The sequence below is a fragment of the Vagococcus allomyrinae genome, assembly GCF_017829975.1.
Lineage (GTDB): Bacteria > Bacillota > Bacilli > Lactobacillales > Vagococcaceae > Vagococcus_D > Vagococcus_D allomyrinae.
Genome location: NZ_JAEEGA010000026.1, coordinates 1 through 19,894, shown reverse-complemented (window position 1 = coordinate 19,894; position 19,894 = coordinate 1). Strand labels below are relative to the sequence as shown.

Annotated in this window: 16 protein-coding genes and 1 pseudogene; 4 read left to right on the top strand and 13 right to left on the bottom strand. The window is 39.5% G+C overall.

The window, feature by feature from the left end:
- Positions 1–3 precede the first annotated feature (3 nt).
- The 5 genes from dltB to I6N95_RS25405 all read right to left on the bottom strand — a co-directional run bounded on the left by dltB (position 4) and on the right by I6N95_RS25405 (position 6,146).
- A complete protein-coding gene (gene dltB / locus I6N95_RS25425) occupies positions 4–1,287 on the bottom strand; it encodes a D-alanyl-lipoteichoic acid biosynthesis protein DltB (protein ID WP_430727561.1) in 1,284 nt (427 codons plus the stop codon).
- A complete protein-coding gene (gene dltA / locus I6N95_RS25420) occupies positions 1,281–2,798 on the bottom strand; it encodes a D-alanine--poly(phosphoribitol) ligase subunit DltA (RefSeq protein ID WP_209532759.1) in 1,518 nt (505 codons plus the stop codon). Before dltA ends, dltB begins: the two co-directional genes overlap by 7 nt.
- Positions 2,799–2,826: 28 nt before the next feature.
- Positions 2,827–2,988, bottom strand: coding sequence for a teichoic acid D-Ala incorporation-associated protein DltX (locus tag I6N95_RS25415; protein WP_430727560.1), 162 nt, complete (start codon positions 2,986–2,988; stop codon positions 2,827–2,829).
- 334 nt (positions 2,989–3,322) lie between these two features.
- Positions 3,323–5,392 carry an ABC transporter permease gene (locus tag I6N95_RS25410; RefSeq protein WP_209532756.1) on the bottom strand — a complete coding sequence of 690 codons (2,070 nt, stop codon included), beginning with the start codon at positions 5,390–5,392 and terminating at the stop codon, positions 3,323–3,325.
- Positions 5,379–6,146 (bottom strand): ABC transporter ATP-binding protein, encoded by a 768-nt coding sequence (locus tag I6N95_RS25405; RefSeq protein WP_209532754.1) that lies wholly within the window; start codon positions 6,144–6,146, stop codon positions 5,379–5,381. Before I6N95_RS25405 ends, I6N95_RS25410 begins: the two co-directional genes overlap by 14 nt.
- Before the next feature lie 284 nt (positions 6,147–6,430).
- On the opposite strand from I6N95_RS25405, the gene I6N95_RS25400 reads away from it, so the two are divergent.
- From I6N95_RS25400 to I6N95_RS25390, 3 genes are all read left to right on the top strand, one after another.
- Positions 6,431–7,222 carry a hypothetical protein gene (locus I6N95_RS25400; RefSeq protein WP_209532752.1) on the top strand — a complete coding sequence of 264 codons (792 nt, stop codon included), beginning with the start codon at positions 6,431–6,433 and terminating at the stop codon, positions 7,220–7,222.
- A 107-nt stretch (positions 7,223–7,329) separates the two neighbouring features.
- Positions 7,330–8,004, top strand: a complete 675-nt coding sequence (locus tag I6N95_RS25395) for a response regulator transcription factor (RefSeq protein ID WP_209532750.1) — start codon at positions 7,330–7,332, stop codon at positions 8,002–8,004.
- A 27-nt stretch (positions 8,005–8,031) separates the two neighbouring features.
- The gene (locus I6N95_RS25390) at positions 8,032–9,075 is read left to right on the top strand and encodes a sensor histidine kinase (protein WP_209532748.1); all 1,044 of its coding nucleotides are present in this window, start codon (positions 8,032–8,034) and stop codon (positions 9,073–9,075) included.
- A gap of 60 nt (positions 9,076–9,135) precedes the next feature.
- On the opposite strand, the gene nrdG is transcribed toward I6N95_RS25390, so the two are convergent.
- The 8 genes from nrdG to I6N95_RS25350 all read right to left on the bottom strand — a co-directional run bounded on the left by nrdG (position 9,136) and on the right by I6N95_RS25350 (position 19,512).
- Complete coding sequence (gene nrdG / locus I6N95_RS25385; protein ID WP_209532813.1) at positions 9,136–9,738, bottom strand: anaerobic ribonucleoside-triphosphate reductase activating protein; 603 nt, start codon at positions 9,736–9,738, stop codon at positions 9,136–9,138.
- 89 nt (positions 9,739–9,827) lie between these two features.
- Positions 9,828–12,017 (bottom strand): anaerobic ribonucleoside-triphosphate reductase, encoded by a 2,190-nt coding sequence (gene nrdD, locus I6N95_RS25380; protein ID WP_430727562.1) that lies wholly within the window; start codon positions 12,015–12,017, stop codon positions 9,828–9,830.
- 348 nt (positions 12,018–12,365) lie between these two features.
- Positions 12,366–13,103 (bottom strand): glucosamine-6-phosphate deaminase, encoded by a 738-nt coding sequence (locus I6N95_RS25375; RefSeq protein ID WP_209532744.1) that lies wholly within the window; start codon positions 13,101–13,103, stop codon positions 12,366–12,368.
- A gap of 60 nt (positions 13,104–13,163) precedes the next feature.
- The gene (locus I6N95_RS25370; protein ID WP_209532742.1) at positions 13,164–14,999 is read right to left on the bottom strand and encodes a beta-glucoside-specific PTS transporter subunit IIABC; all 1,836 of its coding nucleotides are present in this window, start codon (positions 14,997–14,999) and stop codon (positions 13,164–13,166) included.
- 108 nt (positions 15,000–15,107) lie between these two features.
- Complete coding sequence (locus I6N95_RS25365; RefSeq protein WP_209532741.1) at positions 15,108–15,935, bottom strand: PRD domain-containing protein; 828 nt, start codon at positions 15,933–15,935, stop codon at positions 15,108–15,110.
- 920 nt (positions 15,936–16,855) lie between these two features.
- Positions 16,856–17,449: a hypothetical protein gene (locus I6N95_RS25360; RefSeq protein ID WP_209532740.1), complete on the bottom strand. Its 594-nt coding sequence runs from the start codon at positions 17,447–17,449 to the stop codon at positions 16,856–16,858.
- 221 nt (positions 17,450–17,670) lie between these two features.
- Positions 17,671–18,477, bottom strand: coding sequence for a hypothetical protein (locus I6N95_RS25355; RefSeq protein WP_209532739.1), 807 nt, complete (start codon positions 18,475–18,477; stop codon positions 17,671–17,673).
- 615 nt (positions 18,478–19,092) lie between these two features.
- Complete coding sequence (locus tag I6N95_RS25350) at positions 19,093–19,512, bottom strand: hypothetical protein (RefSeq protein WP_209532826.1); 420 nt, start codon at positions 19,510–19,512, stop codon at positions 19,093–19,095.
- Positions 19,513–19,544: 32 nt separating this feature from the next.
- On the opposite strand from I6N95_RS25350, the pseudogene I6N95_RS25345 reads away from it, so the two are divergent.
- Positions 19,545–19,727 (top strand): annotated as a pseudogene (locus tag I6N95_RS25345) (tyrosine-type recombinase/integrase); the annotation flags it as partial.
- Between the last annotated feature and the right edge of the window lie 167 nt (positions 19,728–19,894).

The following is a 19,894-nucleotide window of genomic DNA, read 5'->3' as shown; positions in this document are numbered from 1 at the left end:
TTATTATCTTAAAGGCACTTTCATTAAGGTGTCTAAAAATCCTGAAAAGATTAAGAAACTTAAAGCCACTGCATGGAATGTCAAGAAAATTGACAAGCCCTGGGTAAATTTATTACTTGGCAATTGCGCCTTGTGTTTTTTCTTATAGCGTAACCAGACATCAGTCAAACAGATCAACGCCGCGTGATACAAACCATAAACCAAGTAATACCAAGTTAGGCCATGCCACACGCCCATTAAAATAAAGAGGGCAAAATAACCGACATTCGAGGCGGTAATCCGACTCTTAAACACTTTTTTCTTAATCAAGGTAAACATCAATCGCATATAGACATAATCACGAAACCAGAAAGACAACGACATGTGCCATCTGTTCCAAAATTCTTTAATATTGTGACTTAAAAACGGCTTATTAAAGTTTACAGGCGTCTCGTAACCCATCAAATTACTGGTACCAACTGCAAACAAACTGTAGCCGGCAAAGTCGAAAAATAAGTAAAACGTATAGACGTACATGGTTCCCAGCAATCCCAGCGATAGCCCTCCTTGTTGGATCGCAAAGTCTTGGACCCGTGGCAATAGCTGGCTGCCAAAAATATAGCCGATGATAAATTTATATAAGAATCCCATAAAAAACATCTGAATCCCATTTGAGACCAGTTCCAAATATTTTTCCTTCTCTGGTGGGTGTAATAAATCCTTTTCGAACCGTCGATAGCGGTCAATCGGCCCCGACGAGATAGTTGGGAAAAAAAGTAAAAATTGCAGATAACGGCCAACGTGGTACTCTTTTATTAAACCGTCACGAATTTCCATAATCATTTGAACGGCTTTAAAGGTCAAATAGGAGATCCCTAAAAAGCCAATCAGCGTCGGCATTACCTTCAAGATAGGCGTTGCTTCTGCCATCGTTCTAAAAGCCTGTTGTTCCAAAATAAACGGGATCACTTTGACTAAAAATAAGGGGATAATAGCTAAAACGACTGCTAGATAAAAGACCTTACTATTATTTTTAGTTTGCCGATGTTTGAAATACAACCAAACCAACAGCGTTTGCCACGCCACATACATCAGTAAAGCGATCCCTTGATGTAGGCTAGGGCCGCCAAAGCTCATCCACAAAAAGAAAAGGGTCAGCACATTTTGATACCACATCATGCGCTTGCCGCGAAGCAATTGAATGATCAACGGCAACAAGGCCACACTGAGAATCACAAAATAGAAAGGATTCTCGTAAGGTGATAAGTAAACCATCAGCGACGATAACTTGCTCAGTCCTGCTAGCATAAGCCATTCACCTCATTTATTAAGCCTTTGCGGTCAACTTTCCCATTTTGAGTCAGGGGCAACGCGTCCACATAGACATATTTTTGTGGCACCATATAATCCATCACCCTTTGTTTTAATTCTGCTTTAATCGCTTTGGATAGCTGGTACTCTTTCTCAAAATCATGGGCTTCTGGTACGACATAGGCCACCAATTGTTGGACTTTATGGGCCACATATTTCGGCACGACTGCCGCGGCTTTGACATAAGAGACCTCCCCTAAATGATGGTCGATATCTTCCAATTCAATTCGATAGCCGTGGAGTTTAATTTGAAAATCCATGCGTCCTTTATAAAAAAGCACACCGTCTTCAAGTATTCCTGCGTCCCCTGTTCGATAGGCCTGACTTCCTTGATAGTCGTAAAAAGCCTCTGCTGTTTTCTCAGGATTGTGATAATAGCCTTTTGAAACACTCGGACCGACAATCACCACTTCTCCCACTTGCCCTTCCCCTAAGCTTTGACCGGCTTCATCCATAATATAAATCGCCGTATCCGCTTTGACTCGACCAATTGGCAAACGAGCATAGCGTTCCAATACTGTGGGCGTTATCTCAATTTGCGTCACTGCCACAGTGGCTTCTGTTGGGCCGTAAGTGTTGTAAATATGGGCCTTAGGAAAACGTTCTGCTAATTTACTGGCAGTGCTGTGAGCCAACTCTTCGCCGCAAAAAAGAAAGTGAGTCAAACTTGGCAGGTCTTTGCCATTAAAAGCTGGCTCCATTAAACAGATGTCTGCAAAGGAAGGCGTCGACACCCAGACATTTAAGGCCATTTGTGGCAATTCCACAAACAGAGCTTTAAAATCGTTGACTAACGCTTTTTTCAGCGGGGTTAATTGCCCGCCTGAAAGTAAGGCTGGGTAAATATCCATCACCGATAAATCAAAGGAGTAAGGCGCTTGAGATAAAAAGACTTGACCTGGTTTAAGGCCAAAATCCGCTAGCATCCAATTGCTATAGCTGACTAAATTGTCATGACTAATCTGCACCCCTTTTGGCACACCCGTTGTGCCCGATGTAAAAATCAAGTAATAATTTTCGGCCCCTGTTACACCCTGCCCTTGCGGTTGAGCTGCTGCCTTCATCTCTTTTAGGGCACACTCTGCGGTGATTAAGCCTTTAGCATCACTCAGAGGCCATTCGCTCCAAGCGATGATCCCAGTGTAATCAGCAACTTCGCCGATCAAGGCAACACGCTCTGCTGGCGTATGACTGTCAATCGGGATATAGGCATGGCCTGACTTCGAGCAAGCTAGAAACGAGACAATCATTTCATATTCCAAACCACCGTAGACAATAATCGGTGCTTGGTTAGCATGTCTTTCCTCTAAATAAGCCGCCAGACTATCTGAATCAGCTTTAAGCTGGCCATAGGTATAGCATTGAGACCCATCTTTAAAACACAGTTGCTCTGGCGAGCTCACGGCCCACTGATCGATTCTTTCCATTAATGTCATTGTGTCCACCATTGTATAACCCTTCTTTGTCACTCATTATTTAAAATTCATTGTAAATAAAGCTGCCACCATCAATATGGCTAAAGTGATAGAAATAAATCAAAATTAGCATCACTGTTAAATAAAACAAGGTCTTTCCGAAAAAAACTAACCAGTAATTGATGTTTTCATCAGCCAATTTCATTTTTAATTTAGTCATCATGTCCAATTCCTCCTTATAATACCGACTAAGCGTTTGTTTTGCGGTCGCTCTTTCATTCACCTTCATTGTAAGACAAAAAATTTTATTTGTATTCAAGCCTTTGCCTGACTTCTTAATCAGACTTGAGACCGACATTAACGAACTCTAATGTTACAAATATTACATCGCTAGTATATCATAGTTCCTCTGCTATATGATGAAGATTTTCCTAAATAATCCTTACAGTTTTGTAATCTCATGCCAACTTCGCAAAAAAAGTCTAATAAATTACTTCCCTTAACTTGCCCCTTTTAGCGGCATTGTTACAACAGTATTACAACCGTTTTCACACCTGTTACTCGTTCACAATGCGGTTATACGCAGCGGCCGTCCCTAAATAAAAACCGCTATAAATCACCAGTAAAAAGCCTCGGGATAGCCAGGTCAAACTATTATTACTGGTGGCAATCAGATAGTTTAAAGCACTTAAGGCATATTTGGAATGGAGATAGGCAATCGCTAAGGGCGCAAAAAAGACTAAAAAGTTTTGACGATAGACACTGTTCGCAATCATTTTTCTAGAAACACCAATTTTGCGTAACATCTGATAGCGCATTTTTTCTTCTTCGGCTTCCGATAGTTGTTTCAACATGATAATGCTACCTGTGGCAAATAAGAAGACAACTCCCAAGAAGATGGCAATATAAACCAAGGTGCCAAAGGTGATCCGATTATCCTTTAGCGCTGGGTAACGACTATCGAGACTAATCCGTTCATATTGGTCGGCATCATAACGGTTTTCCGCCGCTTCTGAGATCTCTATTTCCGGCTGAATCTGACCTGCAACCTGTCCCTGTTCAAAAGTGACGTTGACCTTTTGTTGGTAACGTCTGACTGGCAGACGGGATTCGACAGCCTCTGCCAGACTACCACTGTCTGCGCCATTTTTCACATTAATCATGGTTAAGCGATACCCTCCTTCTGCCGGCAGTGAGTCAAAAAGCTGATCCGTCACCACAATCGTCGACTGATTATAACGAACAGTGCGAAAGCCACCTAAGGCATCTGTTCGCTGTTCTTTAATCTTGAGCGGCTCTTTCATTGACTGGAGGACTAATGGGCCAAAAGAGGCCTCATTCAGCAACTCAGGGTTGCCAGTTAAACGGTCAAAAAGCACGACTTCCGCGGAATTCGTTAAGCTGATTTTTTTTAAGAAAGGATTAACCTGCTGTAACGCGTTATAATTACTTAAAGATAGAACACTTAAAGCCCCAGTTTGTCTTGAACTGTATTCAAAGGTGGTTTGCTCATAAGACCCTGCCACTTGCTTAAGCGTTAGGACTACTTCATCTTTGACTGGAAACGTCGGATAATCAGCGAGAACCCCTTTGAGTGCCTCGGATTCCCGACTATCCACAACAAAGTCCATCGGCCGTTCCATATTGACCGTCTCCATCCCAAAACTGTAGACATTGGTTGCCCCACCAATAGCCGCCAAGGCCGTTCCTGAGAGAACGGCGATCGTTCCCAGAGTTGTGGCATTTTTTTTAAGATGAAAGCGCAAGCCTCCCGTTGTTACCATGTGAATGTCGCGGTAATAATAGCTTTTTAGCTGTTGCAACACACTGATCATAATTTGGGTAAAGCCGTGGAAAAACAGATAGGAGCCTAAGACACAAAAAGCTAAAATCAACATGATGCCATAAAGGAACCCCATATCAGACTGCGTGCGCTCATTTAGGTAAAGGCTGTAGGTCATAATATGCACGGCCTGATAGTAACCGTAAATAAGCAACCCAACACCGGTCAGTCCCATCAACCAAGTAAAAATGGTGGTTTTCTTTATTCGATCGCCTTTTTGCATCGCCTTAAACAAATCAACCAACTTAGTCCGATAGACTACCCGGCCGCTGCGAAGAGAGACCAAACTTAAAATCAACAGGAACATTAGACTAGTTGATTGAACAGCCTGTAATGAGAAAGCAAAACCACTATCCAATTCCAGATACATCGCTCTGATCAACAACATCGCAAACAACTTGGAGAAAATAATCCCCGCTAATAAGCCTGTCCCTAAAGCCACCAAGCCAATGACACAGTTTTCCATAAAAAAAAGGAAACTGATTTGCAGCTTACGCATCCCTAATAAATTGTACAAACCGATCTCTTTTTTGCGCTTCTTCAAAAAGAACGAGTTGGCTGAAAACATAAACACCAAAATAAAGAGCACGATCATAATACTGGCCGCTTGCAAAGAGCCTGCCAGATTATTATTGACACCAATCCGTTCCACTAAATTTTTATCATAACTCATCGATCTAAAACTGTAATACACCATCACTGAAAAGGCCATGCTGACAAAATACATCAAATAGCTTTGCAATTGCGTTTTGACATTTTTAATGGCTAGATTAACTAAAATCATGGGAGACACCCCCACCTATAGCCGTTTGCATGTCCATTATTTTCTGAAAGAACTCCCGTCTTGTCCCTTGGCGGACTATCTCAGAAAAAATAACACCATCTTTGATAAATAAAATGCGGTGACAATAGCTAGCCGTAAAGGCGTCGTGGGTCACCATTAAAATCGTGGCTAACTCTTGTTTGTTCATCTCGGTTAAATACTGCAGCAATTCTGTGGCCGATTTAGAATCCAAAGCTCCTGTCGGCTCGTCCGCAAAAATCAACTGGGGCTGAGTGATAATCGCTCGAGCGGCTGCCACCCGTTGTTTTTGGCCGATGGAAATATCAGCTGGCACTTTCTCCAACAAGTGGTCGATGCCTAAAATACGCGTCATTCGCGTTAAGCGTTTCGTCATTTCCCCATAGTCTAAGCGATCTAACGCCAAGGGCAATAAAATATTGTCTTTGACGGTTAATGAATCCATCAGGTTAAAATCTTGAAAAATAAACCCAAGCTCTTTCCGTCTAAAATCACTTAACTTTCGTTCATTCATTCTAGTGATATCGGTGCCATTGATCAACACTTTCCCCGAGGTTGGTTTGTCAATGGTTGACATCATATTTAACAAAGTTGTTTTCCCCGCCCCACTTGGGCCCATAATCCCAATAAATTCACCCTTGTCCACCGAAAAAGAAATATTATCTAAAACATTCGTCGGATTTAATTTACTGCCATAAATTTTCGTCAAGCGGGTTACTTCTAGAATTCTCTGCATTTCTTTTCGGCTCCTTTTACCTGTAATCTCTATTTATTGTAACAAGCATTTTCTCCCTTGAAAATCTAATTATCTTACACTTTTCATGACTAACTTACAAAAATGTCACTAAAACCTTCATTTTACCTTATATCCAAGTAAAAAGGTATCGGATTTTTTAACATTCGCTTAAGTATGCAGATGGTAATGGCAATTTCATTTCGTGATTTTCAAAAAAGATGCTATAATAAATTTATCCGTTTGTTTTGCACGCTATAAACAAACACACTAAAGGAGGCGAAATTGTGCCTGATTTCAACTTAAAAAATCTCAAACTACCCACTGACAAAAAAACACTCACTTATTTTGTCATAAGCGCTCTCACCCTTTTATTGTTGTTAATAACCTTAATATACACCGCGGCTACTTCGGGGTCCACACCACCGCCGATCGAACCCGTCAATCCCTTAGCTGGAAATAGTTCTGCCAACTCTGACAGCAAACAACCGGCTACCACTGGGCAATCATCCGCTCCCGCTAATACAGAAGGGTCTAAAACTACCACGAGCTCCACCAGTGGGACAGCTCAGTCTGCGAAAGAAAGCAGTGGACCGGCAGGGCTAAAAAATATTATCATCGAAGCCGTCTTAGCGGCAACCGAAAGTAATAATGGGGAAAGCATCAACACGTTCACTGTTAACAAAGCGATTGAAGAAACGGGGTTAGTGGCGATTGTCACCGAAGTCGCTGTGGCCAAAATTAACGAAACCGATATGGAAACCCTTGGTCACAAAGGAAACCAAGGTCTGATCGACATCTCATTGAACTTGGAAAATAAAGGCAGTGAAGCGGTCTCTATTAAACCTGAAGAGATTAAATTTACCGTCAATGGAAAAGAGTACCCCTTGGCTAAAACAGCTACCCTTAAAAATATGACCATTGAAAAAGGTCAAAAAGTCGAGAACACTGAGTTGACCTTTGTGATGCCCGAACTAGAAAATGCCGACGCCGTGAAAGAAATCAGCTTTAACTGGCAAACCACGACTGGCAAAACAACCAAAGATTACAATGTCCTCTTAGTCCTAAAAAAGAGCTAGATGTTTAGTAAAAAAGCTAGACATGATAGCTTTTTTTTTCTATTTTTGATACGATACCAGTAACGTAACTGAATGAAACGAGTTAAACAGAGAAATGAGGGACACAAATGTTCAAAATTATGATCGTGGAAGATGAAGAAACAATACGTGATTTATTGAGCGAGGCTCTAAAAAAATGGAATTTCGAAACCTGGGCTCCTGATAGTTTTCAAGATATCCTTGGGGAATTTATCACTCAGCAACCTAACCTTGTGCTATTAGACATCAACTTGCCGGTTTTTGATGGGTTTTATTGGTGCCAAAAAATTCGGGAAATCTCGAAAGTGCCCATCATCTTTATTTCGAGCCGCAATACTAACATGGACATGATCATGGCCATGAACATGGGTGGGGATGATTTTGTTAATAAACCTTTTTCAATGGACATTTTAATCGCTAAAATCAATGCTCTTTTGCGAAGAACGTATAATTACAGTGAAACTACCAATGAAGTGATGGAACACAACGGGATCTTGCTTAACATGGAAAACAGTACCTTCCAAGTCGGCGATAATATCGTTGATTTAAGTAAAAATGAGTATAAGCTCCTGTATCATTTAATGAAAAATCACGGGAAGATTTTAAGTCGTGATAAATTATTGCGAGCACTTTGGGACGATGAACGGTTTGTCGATGATAACACCTTAACCGTCAACATCAATCGCTTGCGAAAAAAAATCGAACAAACCGGTCTTGATGGTTACATTGAAACCAAAATTGGCCAAGGTTATATTGTGCCATAACGCTGAAAACGAGAAAGCAGGTTGACTATGTCATTCGCAAAATTTTTAAAAGACAAGCTAGGCGTGATTACTTTATGGCTGAGTTTTATGTTGATTACCTGTTTAGTTCTCTGGTTAACACCGAGTGTCCATTTTAACCTTGCAGCAGTGATTTATCTGACGATTCTACAAGGGGTCACCCTGATGGCTTACTTAACCGTCAGCTACTTCAAAAAACAAAAATGGCTACACGCGATCAACAATCAAGAAAATCGCAACGATTTCCTTTCTGCCCCTTTTAATCAAGCCATCTCTGAAGAACAAAAAATGGTGCAAGCTTATATTAACCAATTGATTACAGACCAGAGAGAATCCCTTGAAGAGGTAATTCAAAGTCAACAGGATCAAAAGGATTTTATTGACAGCTGGGTCCACGAAATAAAAGTGCCCCTAGCCTCTGTCAAACTACTCAACGAGACGATTGAAGACGATATTCAAGAACGGCAATTTTATCAATTGGAAAACGACTTACAAAAAATTGAAAGTTATGTGGATCAAGTCTTATATTACTCCCGCTTAGATACTTTTTCACGAGACTACTTAATTCAAGAAATCTCACTAAAAAGCGTTATTTCCCCCGTTATCCGGCAAAACGCCAATTACTTTATTCAGCATAGCCTCCATTATGCCATTGAAGGTGCTGATTATGACGTTCTAACCGATCAAAAATGGTTGAGTTTTATCCTCAATCAAGTCATCAGCAATGCCATTAAATACACAGCCGATAACGGCTCCATCAATTTAAGCCTTTCAAAAAACGAACGAGGGGTCTGGTTGGAAATTAGCGACACAGGGATTGGCATTCCCTTAGCTGATCAGCGGCGCATTTTTGACAAAGGGTTCACAGGTCAAACCGGTCGTAATCAAACCCACCATTCCACAGGCCTTGGCCTATACCTTGCCAAAAGTTTGGCAGAAAAACTTGGGCACCACATTTACGTGGCCTCCACAGAAGGCGAAGGCACGACCATCAGTCTCTTGTTCCCTGTGCTAACGTATTACACAGACGGCACAGAAGAAAAATTAATCTAAAAAAAGTGATTGAGCCATTCTCAATCACTTTTTTAGCTATTCAGCGAGTCAACTTGCGACTTAAATCATCTGCGCTTTTTTTATTTGTTCAAAACTTTCTTTCCCATCAACACATTTATCCCACATTACCGCTTTACCAGCCTCTAAGGATTTCTTCACATCAATGATTCGCTGATTGCTACTGCCTCTAAACTGCAAGTTTAAATTGCGTTGACTTAATTCAAAACGACCATCAACCAAGACATCAATATTTCTTAATAACCTTAATTTATCAGGGGTTTCCTCTAACAATTCTTCATACGTATACCCTGTCCAAGACCAAATATCACGAGACTCACCAAACTCTTGACGAATTCGCTCGACCAGTGATAAACACACGGCTGTATTTAAAAAAGGTTCGCCTCCTAAAAGAGTCATGCCTTGAACATAGTCTTGACGCAAGTCAGCCATAATCTGTTCTTCCAATTCCTCAGTATAAGGTTGTCCATACTTAAAACTTTGAACGGCTTTATTGTAACAGCCTTCACAGGCAAATAAACAACCGCTGAGATACAAACTACAACGAACCCCTTCACCATCAACAAAGTTAAAGGGTTTGTAATCTCCATAATAGTTTTGGCTAAGTTCTTCTGAGCGCCATTCTTGTGGCTGAGGATTACGCAAATCCACCACTCCTTTCCTCATATTGGTGCTTTTAGCTAAAATTGACTGAAAAGAAAAGACTACTAAACAGCTGTAGTCCTTTCTCATCATTACTTCATATGTTTAACGCGAGATGAAATCTCTTTATGACGACCGTGAACCATTGGACGGGCTTGGGGATTGCCTAGGTAACCACAGGTACGTTTTACCACATCACATGATTTCGGGTCGTTATTCCCACACTGTGGACATTCAAAGCCACGTTCGGTCGGATTAAAGTCCCCTTCGTAATCACATTCATAACAGTGATCGATCGGCGTGTTGGTTCCCAAATACCCCACTTTATCATAAGAATAATCCCAGACAGCTTCTAAGGCTTTCGGATTTTGCTGCAACACAGGGTATTCACAATAATGAATAAAGCCACCTGAACAATACTGAGGATAATCTTTTTCGAAATCAAGCTTCTCAAATGGTGTAGGATTTTTACGGACATCGTAATGGAAACTATTAGTATAATAGTCCTTATCGGTGACATTCGCTACTACCCCAAATTTTTCAGTATCTAAACGGCAGAAACGATCCGTTAAGCTTTCGCTCGGCGTGGAGTAGACACTAAAATGATAACCGTATTGGTTCCCCCACAAATCAGCGTGAGCTTTTAGTGATTTCAAGATCGCAATAGTAAATTCCTTAGCTTCAGGTTTGTCTTCCCACTGGCCACCAAAAAATTGTGAGGCCACTTCATACAAGCCAATATAGCCCATTGAAATCGTAGCGCGTTTATTCTTGAATAGCTCGTCGGTGGATTGATCTTTTTTCAGACGTTTCCCAAAGGCACCGTACATATAAAGAATCGGCGCATTAGCGGGTGTCGCTTCTTTACAACGCTCTACTCGGTACACCAAAGCATCTTTCATAATCGCCAAGCGATCTTCTAAAAGACTCCAGAACTTATCTTGGTTGCCCTCTGACTCCAAGGCAATCCGCGGCAAGTTTAAGGTCACTACCCCGAGATTCATCCGGCCAGCATTAACTTCTTGGCCTTCTTCGTCTTTCCACCCCTGTAAAAATGACCGACAGCCCATCGGTACTTTAAAACTACCTGTCAATTCGACAATTTTGTCGTAGTTTAACACATCTGGATACATCCGTTTGGTGGCACATTCCAAGGCTAACTGTTTCACGTCATAGTTAGGGTCCTCAGCTTTTAAATTAACGCCATCTTTAATCGTAAAGATCAATTTAGGGAAGATAGCCGTCCGATGTTCTTGACCAAGCCCTTTAATTCTTATTTTCAAAATTGACTTTTGAATTTCTTTTTCAAACCAATTTAAGCCTAAACCAAATCCCAGTGAAGTAAAAGGCGTTTGACCATTGGAAGTAAACAGGGTGTTGATTTCATATTCTAAACTTTGCATCGAATCATAGATATCTTTGCTCGTTTTAGCTCTGGCGTAATCATCATGCTTGCTTTCATCTTCAATCCAAGCTTTAGCATCTTCCATGTGTTTCTCATAGTTCTTTTTAGCAAAAGGCGCTAGTAACTCATCGATGCGATCAGCGGAACATCCGCCATACTGGCTGGAAGCCACATTGGCAATAATTTGCGAGATTTGCGCGGTTGCCGTCTGAATAGACTTCGGAGCTTCCACTTCTGCATTGCCAATCTTAAAGCCATTGTTTAACATGCTGTCAAAATCAATCAGGCAACAATTGGTCATGGGAGTATATGGATGATAATCCAAATCATGATAGTGAATATCCCCTTTTTGGTGGGCGTTAGCCACATGAGGTGGCAACATTTTTAAGCCGATGGATTTCCCGACAATTCCCGCTGTCAAATCACGTTGTGTATTAAAGACGTCGCTGTCTTTATTAGCATTTTCATTGACAACAGTCTGATCTTTATCAATTAATTTACTGATCGTAAAGTTAATGTCCGTCGCTTTGCTCCGTTCAAAATCACGATGTGTTCGATAATTAATGTACTCTTCTGCTAAGTCATACTCCTGTTGGCTTAATAAAATATGCTCAACAATATTTTGAATTTCATATATTTTAACGTCTTCAGAAAAACGTTCAGCAATCTCGTTATCAATCAGTTCGACAATGTGTTGAATTCTTGCTTGGGCAAGGGGGCGAATTTCACCTTGTATTTTTTCCTCAGCTTTTAATAATGCGTCATAAATTTTCTTATCGTCAAATTCTACTGAACGACCGTCTCTTTTTACTACTTTAATATTTTGTATATTTGAATTTAAATACACAATATCGTTATTTTTACCCGCAACTTCCATCATACAACATCAAACTCCTTTATATTTCTCTCCATATATCTTATATCAATTCAGTAAAAAATACAACCATATATTGTGGTTTTTTTTATATCATAAGCTATGAACAACTACATATAGTGGGTGATTACTTTTTGAAAAATTGATGAAAGCAATCGTACGAGGTGTTTCACAGCTTGTGTAACAAAAACTTTTTATTTCACATTACAAGAACTAGTATAAGAAAAATCGTTGGCTGTCTGATGAAGAACTTTTAGGTCTTTACTCATTGTTAATTCTGCCGCCAAAAAAATCCCCAAGGGACATTCGTCCCAGGGGATTAGCTAAATATGGGTAACAAGTTACTTGCCCCTAGTTGCTTCCCAGCTCATCGCTCTTGGTTAAATCAGAGGCCGCTTCTCGATCCATAATCACCGTTAAATTAGGATGTAATTTCAAAATCGTGGCTGGTAACGCCAAAGAGATCTCTTCCTCTAAAAACTTCCGCATAATATCGGCTTTCCTTTTGCCATTGGCAATTAGAATCAAGTGACGAGCCGCCATAATACTTTTTGGTCCCATGGTCACATAATAGTCTGGAACATCAGCCGCCTCTTCGAAATGACGACCGATCCGTGCTTTCATCTGATCATCACAGATAACCTTGGTCGTCTGGTCATCAATCGTGGTCGTCCCTGGCAAATTGCCACAATAATGACCGTCAGCCCCAATTCCCAAAAGTACCCCGTCTAAGCCGCCTGCTTGGTGAATTCGTTGATCTTGCCCCTGATAATTTTGACCATCTAATACATGAATGCTGGTTTCAGGAATAGCCGCTGGCTTAAAGAACAGTTCCCTTAAATCGGACATGGTAATCCCTTCTCGCTGACTTTCTTTGTAGGGAATTTCATCAAAATTGTAAAAATGAGCATGGCTCAAATAGGCTTTCCCTTTGACTTCCGGAATCAAATAGCGATAGACTTCCACGGGCGTTGTTCCTGCCGTAATAGCTAAATTGACCCGATCCTGCTTGCTGAAAAGATGTCCTAATAAATGTTGGGACGCCACCTTACCTAACTCTTCATAATTCTCTGTCACAATGACTCTCATTGATCTTCCTCCTCATTTAGTTGTCTCTCCCTCCCGCTCTGCCTTAGGCAAAGAAGGGGGTTAGCTGACAATCGTCATAATTTTTTCTTGCTGACTTATACTGTCTCCTGCTACCTCTTCCGAAATTTTCGGGTATTTTTCAGTGTTGGTGACAATCGTTAAAACCGTCAAATCATAGCCAGCTGCTTCCATCACCTCGCGCTCAAAGGTTAACAGTCGATCGCCGACCTTAACTCGCTGACCTTCTTCACAAAACAAGTGAAAGCCCTCGCCATTTAACTTCACCGTGTCAAGACCAACGTGAATCAAAATCTCAAGCCCCTCGTCAGAGACCACCCCGATCGCATGCTTCGTTTTAAAAACCGTCTTAATCGTCCCATTAACGGGGGAGACAATCTCATTGCCAGTGCCACAAATAGCCACCCCTTTACCAATAACCCCACTGCTAAAGGTTTCATCGGCAACCTCCGCCATCGGCATCACCGTCCCGTCTGTTGGGCTATAAACCCCAAGCTGGGCATCCGTTCCAAGGGCCTCCACTTCTTCCTTATCCCGCCATAATTTACTGAAAAAGAACGTCAGAAAAACGGTGGCAACGACGGTGACAACAAAGCCAATAAAAAAGCCAACTGCTCCCTCGCCAAGATAGACCGGAATGGATAAAACACTTGGCATCGCTGGCGCAAATCCTTTAGCGCCAAGCATAGCAGCCACCGCCGAACCGATGCCTCCTCCTAAAGATGCCCCGACAAAAGCTGAACGGTATTTCGTTAACACCCCATATAAAGCAGGCTCGGTAATGCCTAAAAAGCCCGAGATAGTCGCCGATAAGGAAATCTGCTTCATTTTTTTATCTTTAATAATGAGATAGATGGCCAAGGCGGCCGCCGCTTGAGACATCGTGCTCATAAAGTTCATCGGTCCCAATGTGGAAAAACCATAGGTAGCAATTTGCTGTTGGGTGATCGGCCGAATGGCATGATGCATCCCCGTCAATACCAAGAAAGGACGACTTACTCCTACGACAAATCCGGCTAACCAAGGAGAAAAGTCAATCAACCACCCCAAACCAATGGCGATGTATTCCCCAATATAAAAGCCTAATGGCGCAATCGCAAACAACATAACAGGTATCACAATCAACAACGTTAACAACGGTGTAAAAATAATCGTGACCATCGCTGGCACATGCTCTTCCAGATAGCGATAAACATAACTCAATAACCAGACAGCTAAAATAATCGGCACGATCGACCCGCTATAATTTAAAAGGGGAATCGTAAAGATATTCAAAAATTTGAAATTTGCCACTTCTCCCACCTTGGCAACTTCTAAAATTGACGGATACATCAAGACCCCTGCCAGTGATAACGCCATGTATTCATTGGTTTTAAATCGCTTGGCAGCACTAACTGCCAGTAGGAAAGGGAAAAAATAAAACATACAATCCGAGGCAATATTCAGCAGATAGTAAGTTCCTCCCTCGACATCAATCCATGAGAAATTCGCAAGTAAAAAGAGAAAGCCTTTCAGCATCCCTCCCCCTACAATTGGTGCCAAACTTGGAATCAAGATAGCCGATAAGGTCTCCACTAATTGGGTACCCACTGATTTTTTCGTCCCATCCTCTGCCACTTCTCCCCCTGCCAATCTTGGCAAGATCTTGGCCACTTCTCTATAGACCTTCCCGACTTTCCCCCCAATAATGATCTGATATTGCCCACCTTGATACTGACTGCCCATCACATCATCTAATTGTTCTAAAGCCTTTTTATCCACTTTGTCCTGATCCTTCAACTGAAACCTTAAACGCGTAATACAGTGAGTCACACTGTTAATATTTAATTCGCCACCCACTAATCTAACGATTTCTTGTGCTAGTTTTTTATTATCCATCTTGCTGTCCTCCTTTTTCCAATCTAAAAACCTAGAAAAAGACAGTCCCCACCTGTCCTTCTCTAGGTTTTGCCGGCCATGCCGTAACGAATCCTATAATTGAGAAAGTTAACTTATTAAACGATTAACATGTAAGATTAAATACAATTTTTCATCATAAGTGGTCTGCCACTCATACTTTCCTTCAATAAAAGTGGAAATCTTCTCCACACAATTGCTCTCTTCGGGAAACCGTTCTTTCATGGTAAAATACACGTCTTCATTGCCTAATTCCAAAGACTCATGATTTTTTTGTCGAATCAGATAATAACGCAAATGAGTTAAAAAACGTTGATAATTGACTGACTCCTCATCAATTCTAATTTGAAAATGATATTTTACTATTGAATTAACTTGATTCATGGTTTCTGAAAAAGCTAAAGTGTCACTCATGGTTTCATTTTTAAACTGGCCATTAATAAAATGCATGGCGATAAAAATGGCTTCCGATTTTGGTAAAACAATTCCTAATCTCTCATGGATTATCCTCAATGCCTCCAGTCCTATCTTAGTTTCTACACGGTACATCTGCTTGATTTCCCATTCGATCGGGCTTTTCGTAATCATCTCCTTTTCATGACGAACAATAGCAAAGTGCAGGTGATCTAACAACGTTATGACCAAACTATCATTCAACTCTTTTGCCAAAACTTTTTCCCCATAATCAATGATTTCGCGAACCAAACTAACTTCCTTTGAATTGGAGTCACCAAGTAACTCCGCCACACTTTCGATCATAAAACTGTCTGAGGGCACAAACGTCTGTTCAATCAACTCCATCTGTACTTCTTCATCTGGGTAAACTTGGAAGCCAATCCCTTTCCCCATCAGGATCACCTCTTGCTGCTTACTCCGAGCCAGTATCACATTGTTATTAAACCTTTTTGAGACAATCATCCTGTCACCTCCAAAAAACACAAAATGACCTAAACACGTCTCAAGAAAATAAGCCTTTCTTAGACGTGTTTAGGTCATGCCTGATTTAACAGTAACAAATCCTTTTAACATTTCCTATGATAAACGAAAAAGTAAGCGTTGTCAACATAGAATAAAAAGAAACGGCTCACTTTAGGTGAGACGTCCTTTTAATCATGCAACATAAGCTTTTATAGGTGATAGGACATAGGCTTCAACTAGCTAGGAAGTTCTTTTTTAACTTACATAGTCAGGCCAATTTAATTATTTTGCCAATGTCTCTTTAGCTTGGTCAGAGCATAGATACCACTTTTATACATTTAAAAAGATATCATAGCAGTATTATGAATAGTAAACAATATAAAATCTGTTTCATTAAATATTTCATTACCTAGATATTCAATAATACACATAGACCACGCTTTTGCAGACGCACACTCTCTAAAAAACTCACTATGTCAATCCTGTGTATAATTTCCATTCAAATTCGCTACCATTCTCCTTTTTGTTCCAACCACCCCACGGCTTAAAGAAAAAGCAATATTTACTTACTGATACTTGCCTCTCATTTCTACAACCCATCGATTTTCCACAGGCATCGATGTCAGGTCAGACTCTCCTCCAATAACTCAATTGATACCTTTTGTATAAAAGTTATTAATACAGTCTAGCAAAGGTCCACAAGAAAGAAATGGATTACTTCTTAAATTTTGATACATTCCGACATTCAAAACCTCTCTCCATATGCACTAAGCACTGCTTACAAAATAAATTCAATTAAAATGAGACTAACGCATTTTTTCCCCTAGTCTTAACAAAACTACTTTGAAATATTCTAAATCTCCCTTTCATTGCCAACATAAGACCTACAAAAGACCAAACAGACCCTTTCTTTATCATGATTACCATCTCTTCTTTATTGAAAAAGCTAAAAAAGCTACCCCAGCAACCACTAAAGGAGAATAATAATAAAAAGATAGATTATATTTTCTGCCTCTTTCATAATAGTAGTACTCATAGTAATCAAAGTGACATACCCAACGAATTAACGAATAGGCACAAAATAGAAGGTATTGAGTATACAGTCGATTCATAAAAATGAGTTTAGAATTACCGTTTATTGACTCAAGAACAATACTTTCTATGAAAGGACTAATCAGAATTGAAAGAATCAACATGATTACACTTATAAGAAATAGCCAAAAACTGGTTTTTTTTAATTGTACTTTTTGTGGTCCATCATCAAAAAAGCCACCTCTATAAATGCTAAAAATAATAATTACTGTCATAATCCAACCAACTTGTAGGAAAACTATCCCAGCGTCTTTCCCAAAAGAAATCCTATTGCGATTGTTTGTATATACATCAACAAATGGAGAATAAACAAAATAATTACTATAAAAATTAATTATCGCAAAAGTAATGTTATCAATGTAAGCACACACTCTCCCTCTCTTTTTCTGCTTACATCTTCTGACATTTCCCTTAACATTCACAATTAGCCCCCTAACAACTACTTTCTAATTCCACCAAGACTCATATTGTCTAAGATTTATTCTCGTTTGACGCGTATATCCTAACGTGTTAATTGTCGCTTGATCATAAATAGTCTGATAGGTTATGGCAACCGTAGATAGTGTGTACTCAGTGAGAGTTGCCACTAAACCAATTGAAGTACCTGAAAATGCACTAAATGCAGCGCCAATTACAAAGTCCTTTATATCACTTTGCATTTTTCGTCTATTCTTTCCCCTGGCGTCTTACTTATAGCCTCATCCCAATAATAAATAAAATCTTCGGTTGTCTTTACATTTCTCAATACTTCATCAGACATGTATTTATGAGCATCCTTTAGGAATGATACATTTTCTTTTACATTTTTTGCCTCTCCAACCCAAGTTTTAATAGATTTATAGTTTTTTTTCAACCTACTCAAATTTACCTTCTCTAGACCTGAAGCATTGTTTATCAAATTAGCTGTATTAGTTGCCTTTTTCATTAGTTTGCCACCATAAGAGGCCTTAATAAAAGCCTGATAGGCACTTTCATCATTTTCCCCCATATACTCTGGATAATAATAGTCCATACGTAATTTCGGCCCCACTCTTCCTGCCGCTTTATCTGCATCTTTCACATCAAAATAGTATAACAAATACATTTTCATTTTTTCTTCTTCAGTAGGATTATTTCCATACCTCTTTCTAGCAAATTCATTAATAGACAAATATTCATTAGTCTCTTTAAATTCTATATTTTCGTCTGGGCCTCTTGGTACTACAGAATCAGCAATGACAGGTGATTCATAGTCCAAATTTTCAAAATCAATTTGAGTTTTTGATAATAACTCTAGCGATAACCCGATTTCTCTCAAACTACTATCCATCATTTGATAGAGCTCTATTTTTTCTAGGTTCTCTCGTGTTTGATCCGGCTCACTGACTTGTTCAGTAGCTTGCGCCACACCTCCAGCGTACGGCAATGTAACTACAATCGATAAAAGTAACACCAAAAATTTCTTTTTCATTTAAATCCTTCCTTTCGTAGATAAACACCACAACAACACTTTTCACACAATTATCTAACGATTAATAATTATATAATACATTAAAAAATAGAAAACGCAACCACAATAAAAGAGCGTTTATTTTCAAGACGCCTTAATTGAAAAAAAACGAAGGAGGAGTAATAACAAGAAAATATGATATTATTATCAATTAGTGAATTAATACTATTAGGCTTACTCTGTTTTATATTATATGTGTTTATTTTTACCTTAATGGTTTAGAACTATTTACCCACTAGATAGGTTACAAGCACCATATATACTACGGCTGGGCTTAGCATTATAGTTAATCCTATAAGACCTTTTTAAAATTATAGATAGTAACGACATCGCAATGCCAAATTTATTGTTATTTTATCCACAACTATACTCCAGCTACTTGGTTATTCTCATTTTACTATGAAAATTAGTTAGACTGTTCATTTAACCGTTAGGAAAAAAGATATATATCGATAAAAATGGGTGTTGGCATCACACTGATTCATTGCGAATTCCTAGTAAAAAAAGTTTTTCTAAGTTCTTTTTGTATTTCATATACAACTTACTAATGCAACACATTGTCATCTTTACTTGATATTAAGTATTGGCTACCTTCGATATTAAAATATCCATAGTCTTTCCCCTCATATAAACTCTCTTTAAACTTAGCAGCTTTTTCAAAGGATCATATACTATTTTTTTATGTGTCTCTCTCTTAGTCCCTATTATTTTTCCGGCATCATTGATGGTAGAAAAAGAAGTTTGTCCCTGACTCCCAATCCCATTAGGGATAATCTCTAAGACCTCACCACTCATCAAAGCGTCTTTCACGATTGCATTAGCTTCCTGAGCGCTCGATACATTAAACTTACATGCACGTTTTGCAGTCGAACTGCTCAAGTGTCTGTTCTTTATTTCAAAGCTATTGATATTCATATTTCTCAGTCTACCGACTTGATTACTATTTTCAATAATACCTATCTTTGCTACATCTTCAAAATAACCAGCCTGAGACACTAGTAAAGCTGTTGTCTATAGTACTCTTCATACTTCTTTTCGAAGCCGGTGCAAGTTTAAAACAAGTCCAAGAACGGTTAGGCCACGCTAACATCAAAACGACCATGAATGTCTATGCTCATGTAACAAAAGAAGCTAAGGAAGAAACAGCTTTATTATTTGCAGATTATATGGAAAATAAAGATTCTCTTAATCAAAAAGACACCTCTCAATAGAAAGGTGTCTCGACCCTTGATACACAAGGAATTGTTTAATTATTGGCTGTATAATTTATGGTGTGGATGAGAAAAAATCATTCACACCTATTTTAAGGCAAAAAAATAGAAACATATGATTATTTCCGATAGAATGAAATCGACTAAAACCCATTCAGAGAGGAAAA